The following is a 10,584-nucleotide window of genomic DNA, read 5'->3' on the forward strand; positions in this document are numbered from 1 at the left end:
AAGCCACCTGGGCCATCTACCAGAAGATGATCGCCGCCTACCGCGAACCTGACCGCGCGAAGGGTCGCCAGCTGATGGAGAATCTCATCCAAGCCATCGGCAGCCGTGTCCCCGGCGCGTTGGCCGAGGTCATCGTGTTGGGCCGGACGCTGAAGAAGCGGGCGGCCGACGTGCTGGCGTACTTCGACCGGCCCGGCACGTCGAACGGCCCGAGTGAGGCCCTGAATGGCCGGCTGGAACACCTCCGCGGCAGCGCCCTTGGCTTCCGGAACCTCACCCACTACATCGCACGATCGCTGCTCGAGACCGGCGGATTCAGGCCGCGGCTACACCCTCGATTGTGAAGAGCCCGTATACCCTTGGCGTCTCATCGGATGCATCATTGACTCATTGGATGCAACCGCGGAACGAGGTGTCGGATGCACGTCGACGGTGTGGGTCGGGTCTCGGTGGTGCCCTCGCTGCCGGTCCTTCGGCCCGAGGAGCAGGTGCTCCAGCTCATGCTGGACGGCTGGCGCAACCAGCAGCTCTCCAGGAACCTGCAGTTCGCGACGATCGAGCAGCGGCTGCGCTGTGTGCGCCGGTTCGTTGAGCACATGAACGAGGATCCGTGGAACTGGACGCCGGCGATGGTCGAGGAGTTCTCGGCCGACCTGCGCACCGTCCGACACGTCTCTCGCTCCACGCTGCGCAGCTACCACTCTGCGCTTCGGGCGTTCACGAGCTACGTCAGCAACCCCGACTACGGATGGGACCGGGTCTGCGAGCAGTACTTCGGCACCCACCCGGCGCAGGTCTTCTTCGACTGGAACTCCGCACCGCACGTCCAGGAGTACGACGGCGGACCCACGAAGCGTCCCTACACGCGGTCCGAGCTCGATCGACTCTTCGTCTACGCCGACGATGAGGTCGAACGCATGGGGCGGTCGGGACGCAAGGGCTGGCAGGCGGCCTATCGCGATGCGGTCATGATGAAGATCGCCTACGCCTACGGCCTCCGCTTCAACGAGTTGCGACACCTGCAGCTCGTCGACTTCGCCCGCAACCCGCATGCGCGCGAGTTCGGCCGGTTCGGCGTCTGCAAGGTCCGCTACGGCAAGTCAAAGCGCTCCTCGCCCTACAAACCCCGCAGCGTGCTCACCGTCTGGCGATGGACGCCTCCGATCCTCGAGGACTGGCTCGCCAACGGTCGCGGTGAGCCCGACACACTCGACCTGTTCCCCAGCGAACGCGGCGGCCTGGTCGGAGAACCGGCGCTGCTGCGCCGGCTACGCCGCTACTGCGACGAGCTCGGACTTTCGGACGGGCTCGATCTGCACTCGTTCCGACGCTCCTACGCTACGCATCTGTTGGAGGCTGGCTGGGACCCACGGTTCGTCCAGGACCAGATGGGGCACGAGTACGCCTCGACGACCGGCATCTACCAGTTCGTCGGCGACGAGTTCCGGCGCAGCACGCTCCGCAGCGCTCTCGACAGGACCGTCAACGAGGCCCTGGCCCGCACCACGAAGGATGGAACACCATGAAACGCAAGGTCGACTACCAGTGGCGCCTGGCCGAGCTGATGGCGGCCAGAGGTCTGCACAACACGACCGATCTCATCCCGCTGCTCGGCGAACGGGACATCACGCTCTCCCGACCGCAGGTCTACCGCCTCGTCAATCAGCGGCCGGAGCGCGTCTCGCTCCAAGTTATCGCCGCACTCTGCGACATCTTCGAGTGCACACCAGCCGATCTGGTCACGACAACCGCCGCGGACGTCCGGCGCCGGAAGACCGCGACCGAGCCCGGCTCCAACGTCGTCAGCCTCGACCGATCAGTTCGACCCCGGCGCGCGAACATTCTCGACGAGTAGGGATGGCTGCCGTGGCGAGTCGAGGACCAGCAGGCCTGTCCCCCCGCTCCACCATCCAGGGTCGTCCACGCATCACCTCGACGACCGGGAACCCGTGCGCACGCTGCGGCCGCAAGATCCCGCGGGTCGCCGTCACATGGCCGGAGGGCCGGCTCTGCAACATCTGCTACTACAACGCCGTCCACACCCGAGGCGTCTGCCCGGAGTGCCTCCAAGACCGCCTGCTACCAGGACCCGCAAGCGCCGGCGGCGGTCCGATCTGCGCGACCTGCGCGGAGATCCCCCACGACTTCCATTGCGACAGCTGCGACACCGAAGCCGGGCATCACCGAGGGCGGCTCTGCGCCCGATGTGCGCTTCGCGCCGACCTCCACCAGGTCCTCGGCGGCGAGCCGGAACACCCCGCTCTGCGCGGTCTGGTCGACGCGCTATGCGCATCCGAGCGACCCGAGTCGATCCTCGTCTGGAAGCGATCCCCCAAGGTCCAGACGCTCCTGCGTGGCCTTGGCGACGGCACGATCCCGATCTCCCACGAAGGCCTCGACGCCGTTCCCGGCAAGCCGACCGAACACATCCGAGCACTCCTGCAACATCACGGCCTACTCCCCTACCGCGATGCCTACCTGCACCGATTCGAGGAGTGGATCGCCGTCAAGTTAGAAGGGCTCCCCGCCGAGGTCCGTCAGCCCGTCCAGCACTTCGCGACCTGGCACCACCTACGCAACATCCGCGCCAAATCCGAAGCAGGCGCCAACACGCGCGGCCCGGTGCACTCAGCGAAGCAAGAGATCACCGAGACAGTCAAGTTCCTGACCTGGCTGCACCAGACACACCACCGCACCGCCGCGACCTGCACCCAGCAAGACGCCGACGAGTGGCTGGCAGGCGGACCGACCACTCGCACCATGATCAGGAACTTCTTCCAGCTCGCCAAGAAGTCCCGCTTGAACACCGGTGTCACGGTCGCGCATCGCACTCCCCGATCGAGCCCGTCCCTGAGCCAGGAGCAGAGACTTGCCTGGATCCGCGAATTGCTCACCGGGACCAGCGAGTCACTCCCCTACCGCGTCGCCGGCATGCTCCTGCTCCTCTACGCGCAACCACTGGTCAAAGTCGTCACTCTGACGACCGAGGCCATCGCCGAGAGCCCTCACGGCATGAGAATCCAGCTCGGCCGCCATCCAGTGGACGTGCCTGAGCCGTTCGCCAACATGATCCGCCAGCACCGCGATGCTCGGCCCAACCTCCGGACAGCGGCAGGGACGGACAGCCCCTGGATGTTCCCAAGCATCCTCGCCGGACGACACCTCCACCCCAACACCGTGATGGACAGACTGCGAGCCCTCGGCGTGAACCTCCTCGGCGCCCGCAACAGCGCCCTCGGCGAGCTCGTCCTCCAATGCCCACCGTCGCTAGTCGCCGACGCACTCGGCTACAGCCACCACGTCGCCTTCCTCCACGCCGAAAAGTCCGCAGAACCGTGGGCCCGATATGCGGCCCGCCACGCGGGCGACCAGCGATAGCCGGCGACCACCACGATCTGCCCAGCCATGCTCGCGTTCAGTTACACCAGGATGGTCTGGCCGTCGGCCTGCTGGATGTCCAGCAACAGATGCCCGCGCCCGCGGCTCGTCCTCACCACGGAACCGAACCCAGGGCACGACATGCGCCCGGGCATGCCGCCGCGGTCAGCGCGCTCCGGTGGCACGAAGTGGTGGCCACCGGAGCGCACTGGGTCAGTGTCTGCTGTCCTCGATAGGTGTCAGCATGACAAGTACGGCTGCGGCGGCGCAGGAAGATGCGGGTGCGGACGCTGGCGTTCCACAGACGCTGCATGAGATTCATGATGGCCTCACTTTTCACACGGGAGCACTTCGATGTGGCTGGTCCTGTGTGGTGAGTGCCCCGAGGCTTCTTGGGGCGGTCTGCTCCGCCCGACGTCAGGCTTCGCGCGTGGTCTGTCCTGCCATTTCGCAGTCTACGCTGCTCGGTTGGAGTGCGGAAGAGCGGTGGAGTTCCGCTTGCGGATTGGAGTGGAGAAGCGTCAGAAGGAGGAGCCCAGCGCAGCCTTTTGCTCATGGGAGGTTTCGTGCCAGGTGTCGGCGATGAACTGCGCGACTGCAACAGTCGAGTTGAACACGAGGCGTGCATGTCGTGGAGTCGCGGGGCTCTCGTTGACGGAGCCATGCCCGTCGCCGATTGAGTTGCGTGCCTCCGCGACGGACTGCACGAGAGTGGAGAGGGCGCGCATCGCTTTGCGGAGGGCGTCGCTGCCGCGCTTGCTGCCGTCTACCGCGTCGGCATTGATCGCGAGTGCCGATGCGGTGCTTGCGAAAAGAGCCGGGAGCTCGTCTCGTTCGGAGAACTCGATATCCAGATCCGTGAGCACGATCTTGCACTGGCTCTCGAGGAGGTTCTTGCAGGAGGAGATCGCCGCAGCGGGATCTGAGCTGAGGTCGCGGTTGATTAGATCGAGGTGACGGCGCAGCACAGAGTTCTCGGTGAGGTCGGGCGTCTTGGCGAGCGTTAGCTCGGTTGGGGCGTAATACGCGGAAATCTGACGCCAGCCATAGATGATGCGATCTCCGAAACGGTCTGTCTCGATGAGCTCATACCCATCTCGGCGGAGGGTGTCATTGTAGGCAGCGACCATCGCGGCAGCGGCGTCTGGATCGTCGCGGACAATGGGATGGACTGTCTCGGCTAAGAAGTTGAGGAACGTCTCGTCGCTGCCGTTACGAAGCTGGAAACGGTCGTCGTTGAAGACCCAGTCATCCTCCCAGTCCCAGTTGTTCACCATGTGCTGGTAGATGTCGCCGCTGGCAGTGCGGTACCTGTGGTCTCTGCTCGGCAGCTCCTCCAAGTCGTAGAGCCGGGCGAGGAACTGCGGATGCTGCAGCCGCCCCGACCAGTCGTACTCGGAAAGCGAGAGCCAATCGAACACGTTTGAGCGCGTCTGGCGAGAGATCCGCGCGCGGTTCGTTGGCGTCATGCACTAAGAATATCGGCCGCATACATCAGGAAATCGACCGCCTCTGACTCCGTCTGGACCGCACTTCCTCCGGGGAGTGCTCGGTCTGCTGAAGGCTCACGAGCACGCCCTGGGCGCGTTCGTAGTCGACGCGCTGAGCATCGTCGCCGGGCACCGCTCCGAGTGGGCTGCTCGAGGTGACGCCCCACCGGTCGCGGTACGCAATGACCGCCCGTGCCGCAGCCTCACCCTCTGCGGGAGCGGTCTCGTCGAGTCCCGTCAACCAGGGCTCTGGCTGCTTGAGGAGCTTCTCGACCAGGGCATCGATGCGCTGCTCCATGAGCTGCTCCCGCTCGTCGAGGGCTTGCCTCATCGCGGGATCGGTGATCCCGGTCGCGCGCGGGACCAGGCCGGCGATCATCCTGGCGGTCCGCTGCGGAGCAGGCTGGTAGGCCGCCGTGATGCGCTGGAGCCTGTAACGCAGCAGCGACCCGAGATCCTGCACCTCGTCCAGTCCTCCAACCTGGATGATGCGCGGGAGAAGACTGTCGATGTCGTGCCCGTCGGCTTCGAGCCTGCGCAGCTCGGTGGTGAGGATCCCGAAGGCGTCTGTCTCGACGAGCTCGTCGATCGTCTCCGCCGTGAGGCCTCCGGCGTGCAGGAGGGCGATCCAGCGTTCCTGTCCGGCGACTTGTGCGATGGTGTCGTACTCGGCCGCGAGTTGCTCGAGTGAGCCCCAGAAGTCCTGCTCCACGGTGATCGTGTCGTGTGCGGAGAGCTCTGCGCCAGGGTGCTGCAGGATCCCGTAGAGGATGCTCCGGGCGGTGTTCTGCAGGTCCTCACGGTGCTGATGCTCCTCGAGGTGATGCTCGTCGGTGGCGACGTAGACGCGGTTGGATTCGCGGCCGCGGGTCATCGCGACGTAGAGGGATTCTCGGGTCACTTCCGGTGAGTGGACGACCGCGTGTGCGGTGTCGACGGTGGCCCCTTGGGCACGGTGCGCGGTGACGGCGTAGCCGAGGTTCTGTAAACGCACCTACCTCTCACACGAGTAGGAAGGTGGGCCGACTGATGGGCCAGAACCAGCAGGAACAGAGTACGGGGTCAGTGTCGCCGTTGCGGGCGGTGGTGTATGTGCGGATCAGTGATGATCCCGAGAGTACCGAGCGTGGGGTGGATCGGCAGGAGGCCGATTGCCGCGCCTACGCTGTCGCGCACGGCTGGGAGGTCGCGGCGGTGTTCCGTGAGAATGACACGTCGGCGTTCAAGCAGCGCACGATCACGCTGGCATCGGGTGAGCGGGTGCGCCGCGTGGTTCGCCCAGAGTTCCGCGCGATGCTCAAGCACCTGGCCGATGGACAGGCGCAAGTGATGATCGCCTACGACCTGGATCGAGCGGTACGCGACCCCAGAGATTTGGAGGACTTGATCGACGCGAAAGTGCTGGCCGGGTTCACCGTGCGCTCGGTCACCGGCTCCCTACGGTTGGACACCGATTCGGATGTAGCGATGGCCAGGGTGCTGGTAGCGATGGCGAACAAGTCCAGCGCCGACACCGCCCGCCGAGTCGCCCGCGCAGCCAAGCAGCAAGCCATTGAGGGCACCTGGCACGGCGGCAGGGTGCCGTTCGGCTACCGCGCCGAGTCCGGTGCCCTCGTCGTTGATCCGGTGGCGGGGCCGATGGTGGCCGAGGCCGCGCAGCGGGTGCTGGCCGGTGAGTCGCTGTACCGGATTCGCAAGGACTGGAACGAGCGCGGCGTGCTGACCACCCACGGGTGCGCGTGGTCGGATAAGACGATCAAGATGGTGCTGCGCAGCCCCTCCATCAAAGGCGTGCGCGAGTACCGCCCCGTATTGCCGGACGGCACCCGTGCGAAGACCTCGCAGATGCAGGTGAAAGCCGCCTGGCCTGCGATTCTCGATGAGGACACCTGGCAGCAGGTCTCCGATGTGCTCGATGCGCGGAAGCAGGCGCGGAACTTCCATCAGCCCGGCAGTGGGGCGGCGAAGCGCATGTATCCGTTCTCGGGGCTGATCCGCTGCTCAGCGTGTGGGCGGGCGATGCTCCACCGAGGCAACGTGTATCAGTGCGTGCAGGCCACCCGCGGCGGATGTCACCGCTCGATCCGCTCCGCCGACATCTTGAAACTGGTGGAAGAAGCGGTGCTGGCAACATTCGAGCAAATCACCCTGGCCCCGTCGAAGCGGGCGACGCCGAGCGTGGACGCGGGTGCGCGGGTCGGTCTCGCCGCGAGGCTGGATGCTGACCGGGAACGCCTGGCCCGATTGGACGACGATCACTATGACGGGTTGATCGACAAGGCGATGTGGGTGCGGCAGCGGGCCAGGATCGCCGAGCGGATCGAGGTCACCCGGCGTGAGTACGCCGCCGCCATGCCCGAACAGGAGGGGCCGGGCATCGACGTGACCACCGTCGCCAAAGAATGGGCGGGGCGTACCCCGTTGTGGCAGTACCAGGCCACCAGCCTGATCTTGGAAGCCGTGCTCGTCCACGCTCTGCCGAACGGGATGAACGGTGCGACCCCAGCACGTCGCCGCAACGAGACGGTTGAGGCGTTCCACACCCGCCGCACCGTGTACCGCGCCGAGGTGCTGGCCCGCCGGGTGGAGTTCGTCTGGCGAGCCTGAGCACGGCCACCCGCAGGGCGTTGTCGGCCCCGCATCTTGACCAGCGCAAGCGGTTCAGGGTGCGGGGCCTTTCCGTATCTTCGAGACAATGCGCTTGTTGGGGCGAGGTGCCGTGCAGAGTCCTCGCAGTTCGTCCAGCACCGCCGGATCGTCCACCGTCGCGGGCAAACCCTGCGCCTGACGTGAGGCAGCGGCCAGGCGTGCTCCCAACGTGAAAGCAGCATGCTGTGACGACGGCGCGGAACGGTCAGGAGTGACGGAGGCGGGTGCGGTGGGGATGCTCATGCTGATAGGTACGACGCCCCTCCCACAGACTCGCGGTGGTTCAGGGTTCGGCCTGCTTGTCTGGGTTGGCGGCCCATATCGCAGCCAGCAGGCCGGTGTCGCAGCGCAGGGAGTCGAGGGGTTCGCCGCTGAGCAGGCGCAGCAGCACCCCGTCGCCAGTCGCAGTACCAGCGTGTTTCGGAGCGGGATGCCCGAGCACGATCCGCAGCAAGGCAGCCCACGACGTCGACGGTACCCCGAGCAGCTCCGGGATAGCGCGGTCGCGGCGTAGCACCTCTACCGCGTTCGGCCGGGAGGTCAGATCGCCGAGCCGGTAGGCGACGTGCTCGATGCAGTCGGTCACGAGCACGGCATCCCATCCGGCCGAGGCGAACAGCCCGACTATCTCCGATAGGACGGCAGCGACCCGAGCGCGCTCGCTGCCGTCGAAGTCTTCCTCATTGTCGGTGGTGGGGTTGACGGCGAACGCGGGGTGGTAGTCGGCCAGGTTCTCTCGCTCCGCGAACCGGATGGCGTCGTGGAAGCCGACGATTCTGGCCGTGTGGCGCACCTTGCTCGGCGAGACGAGCATCCCCGCCGCCCGCACTTCGACGCCACAGGTGATCTTCATCGCGCGAGTGACGACCGCCCACGGGTTTCCGGCGTTCCTGGTCGAGGGGGCGAGCATGACCTCGAATGCTGCCGAGGCAATCTCCCACTCATCCAGTGCGTACTTGCGGGCCAGGCGTCGATACCTCTCTGCCGTGTACCGCATGAGTTCCGCGGCTTCACGGTCACTGCGCCAGGCCCCAGGCCCGGCCTCGTGCAACCGGATCAGCAGGGTGCGTAAGCCCTCTGGTGTCTCGAACCCGTGGCGTGGCGAGCCATCCTGGGCTGCGGCGTCGTCGCCTGTAGTGGGTGGGGTGTGTTCGGTCACGGTGGCACCTCCCGTGAAGGAGGTGCGCCACCAGAACCCACGCCAGGACGTGAACCAGCACGCCGCTACAACCGTTCGTCAGTCGATACGTCGCTGCTTCCCCGGCGCAGCGCAGGTACGACTTGTCAGAAGGCCGCCCTGCAGCGATAGGAACGGCTGCGAATGCTCGCGCCGGGAATCATTCCGGCGCGAGCATCCGCAGTCGCTCTAGGGTGCGGTTTCGCGGGTCAAGACAGCGACCATTTGCCGACCTCTCGATACTCCGAGTCGTAGATGGTCTCGGTAATCGGCTGGGCGAGGTCGTAATGCTTCATGTTGCCGCCCCAGTACCGCAGCACACGCGCCAGTTCCTCAACTGGATCTCCCGCGACGGCTCCCAGGTCTATGTCCAGGCGGAATCGGGTCGGGTTATCTGGGGAATCACTCATACTTCAAGTATAATATTGAACTGCTAGTTGAGGGTTGGAGGGTGTGGACTGCCGAAAATCCTGGACTGATGCCGTGTAAGCCTCAACTCGCACTCGAAAGGAACCATGATGCGCCCCGTCGATCTGGCAACCCGGGCCGGAGTCTCCACCCAACAGATTCGCAACCTCGAAGCCGCCGGAGTCCTCCCGCCTGCCGATCGCACAGGTTCGGGTTACCGGGTCTATCGCGGTGCGCACCTCAGCGCTCTACTCTGCTATCAGGCACTCGCACGCGGCCACGGCGCTGGATCAGCCCGTTCCATCATGGAAGCGTTGAGCACAGGACAGATCGACCAAGCATTGGCCCTCCTTGATGCCAGCCACCACGAACTTCACCAGCAACGCCAGGCCCTTACCGAAACGAGCCAGGCCCTCACCCGTGTTGCCGCTGCGGTAGAGCATCACGCCGGCCCGGACGCGCCGTTGTCCATCGGAGAACTCGCGGACTATCTCGGGATACGCACGTCAGCGCTCCGCGTATGGGAACACGCTGGTCTGCTCGCCCCAGCTCGGCAGACCAGCCGCCGCCACCGGGTCTATGACAGCGAGGACGTCAGAGACGCCCGAATCATCCATCTCCTCCGGCAAGGACGCTATCGCTTCGACCGCATCAGACCCATCATCACCGAACTCCGAGGAAGCAAGAGTGCCGATGCTCTACAGGCCGCGCTCACCGAACGACGAACCAGCCTGACACACCGAGCCAGAGCCATGCTCGACGGCGCAGCCCTCCTCCAACAACACATCACCGAGTTCATCGCCTCCGACGCACCCGCCCCGAGCGAACCAGTAACCGGCTCCTAACCCCAGCACCCCACCGACCGCTCGGCACCGGCCACCCTCTGCCTCTGAAACAACGGATGCACGTATGCCACCGCGGGTGGGGCGTGCGCACCTCCTTCATGAGACGACTCATGAGGGAGGCCAGGATGAAGGGCGGGGTGATCCTGTTCCGCGGCACAGGTGCTGCCGCGCGCCGCTATGTCGAGGCCGACCGCTCCCGCGCCGACGAGTATTACCTGGGCGCGGACAACGCCTTGTCGGAGTACACGGTGCTCGATGCTAGCGGCGAGGTCACCGCCGCAATGTCACTGTCGGCGGTCGAGTACGAGGGGTGGGTGGACTGGCACGATCCCGTCACGGGTGAGTCGATGGGCACGCCACGTAATCCGGGTGAGGGGTCGAAGGGTTCGCCGTTGTTCGCGGAGATGACGATTAACGCACCCAAGAGCCTGTCGGTCGCCGCCGCCCTCCACCCCGAAGTATCTAGGGCGTGTCGCGTAACTGATTTGGGTGGTGGGGGTCAGGGTTGTCTTTGTGACCAGGAGTCCTCAGTTCAGTGACGAGATGTGGGCGCGGATTGAGCCGTTGATGCCGCGTGGGGGCGCGAAGGGCGGCCGTCCGTGGAATGACCACCGGCGGACGGTGGAGGGCATCTGTT

The 10,584-nt window shown here is 65.7% G+C and carries 11 protein-coding genes; 7 read left to right on the top strand and 4 right to left on the bottom strand.

Features of this window, described 5'->3' with window-relative positions; translation table 11 throughout:
• From H5397_RS16395 to H5397_RS16410, 4 genes are all read left to right on the top strand, one after another.
• A partial coding sequence (locus H5397_RS16395; RefSeq protein WP_182818765.1) for a transposase occupies positions 1 to 344 on the top strand: 344 nt, incomplete at its 5' end.
• A gap of 75 nt (positions 345 to 419) precedes the next feature.
• Positions 420 to 1,526 (top strand): site-specific integrase, encoded by a 1,107-nt coding sequence (locus tag H5397_RS16400; RefSeq protein WP_064846256.1) that lies wholly within the window; start codon positions 420 to 422, stop codon positions 1,524 to 1,526.
• Positions 1,523 to 1,855: a helix-turn-helix transcriptional regulator gene (locus H5397_RS16405; RefSeq protein WP_064846257.1), complete on the top strand. Its 333-nt coding sequence runs from the start codon at positions 1,523 to 1,525 to the stop codon at positions 1,853 to 1,855. The genes H5397_RS16400 and H5397_RS16405 overlap by 4 nt, the downstream gene beginning before the upstream one ends.
• Positions 1,856 to 1,857: 2 nt before the next feature.
• Complete coding sequence (locus H5397_RS16410) at positions 1,858 to 3,378, top strand: recombinase XerD (protein ID WP_182818766.1); 1,521 nt, start codon at positions 1,858 to 1,860, stop codon at positions 3,376 to 3,378.
• Positions 3,379 to 3,899: 521 nt separating this feature from the next.
• Here the strand turns inward: H5397_RS16410 and H5397_RS16415 are convergent.
• Together H5397_RS16415 and H5397_RS16420 are read right to left on the bottom strand one after the other, a co-directional pair.
• Positions 3,900 to 4,847 (bottom strand): abortive infection family protein, encoded by a 948-nt coding sequence (locus H5397_RS16415; protein WP_081473272.1) that lies wholly within the window; start codon positions 4,845 to 4,847, stop codon positions 3,900 to 3,902.
• A gap of 25 nt (positions 4,848 to 4,872) precedes the next feature.
• Positions 4,873 to 5,862 (bottom strand): helicase C-terminal domain-containing protein, encoded by a 990-nt coding sequence (locus H5397_RS16420; RefSeq protein ID WP_182818768.1) that lies wholly within the window; start codon positions 5,860 to 5,862, stop codon positions 4,873 to 4,875.
• Positions 5,863 to 5,897: 35 nt separating this feature from the next.
• Between H5397_RS16420 and H5397_RS16425 the strand changes: the two genes are divergently transcribed.
• A complete protein-coding gene (locus H5397_RS16425; protein WP_182818769.1) occupies positions 5,898 to 7,475 on the top strand; it encodes a recombinase family protein in 1,578 nt (525 codons plus the stop codon).
• Positions 7,476 to 7,800: 325 nt separating this feature from the next.
• On the opposite strand, the gene H5397_RS16430 is transcribed toward H5397_RS16425, so the two are convergent.
• Entirely contained in the window at positions 7,801 to 8,676 is an 876-nt protein-coding gene (locus tag H5397_RS16430; RefSeq protein ID WP_182818771.1) for an exopolyphosphatase, read from the bottom strand.
• Positions 8,677 to 8,903: 227 nt separating this feature from the next.
• The gene (locus H5397_RS16435; RefSeq protein ID WP_182818772.1) at positions 8,904 to 9,104 is read right to left on the bottom strand and encodes a hypothetical protein; all 201 of its coding nucleotides are present in this window, start codon (positions 9,102 to 9,104) and stop codon (positions 8,904 to 8,906) included.
• Between the two features lie 105 nt (positions 9,105 to 9,209).
• On the opposite strand from H5397_RS16435, the gene H5397_RS16440 reads away from it, so the two are divergent.
• Positions 9,210 to 9,947 carry a MerR family transcriptional regulator gene (locus H5397_RS16440; protein WP_182818773.1) on the top strand — a complete coding sequence of 246 codons (738 nt, stop codon included), beginning with the start codon at positions 9,210 to 9,212 and terminating at the stop codon, positions 9,945 to 9,947.
• A 125-nt stretch (positions 9,948 to 10,072) separates the two neighbouring features.
• A complete protein-coding gene (locus tag H5397_RS16445) occupies positions 10,073 to 10,486 on the top strand; it encodes a relaxase domain-containing protein (RefSeq protein ID WP_182818775.1) in 414 nt (137 codons plus the stop codon).
• Positions 10,487 to 10,584 lie beyond the last annotated feature (98 nt).

Source organism: Propioniciclava sp. MC1683, from assembly GCF_014164675.1.
Classification (GTDB): Bacteria; Actinomycetota; Actinomycetes; order Propionibacteriales; family Propionibacteriaceae; genus Propioniciclava.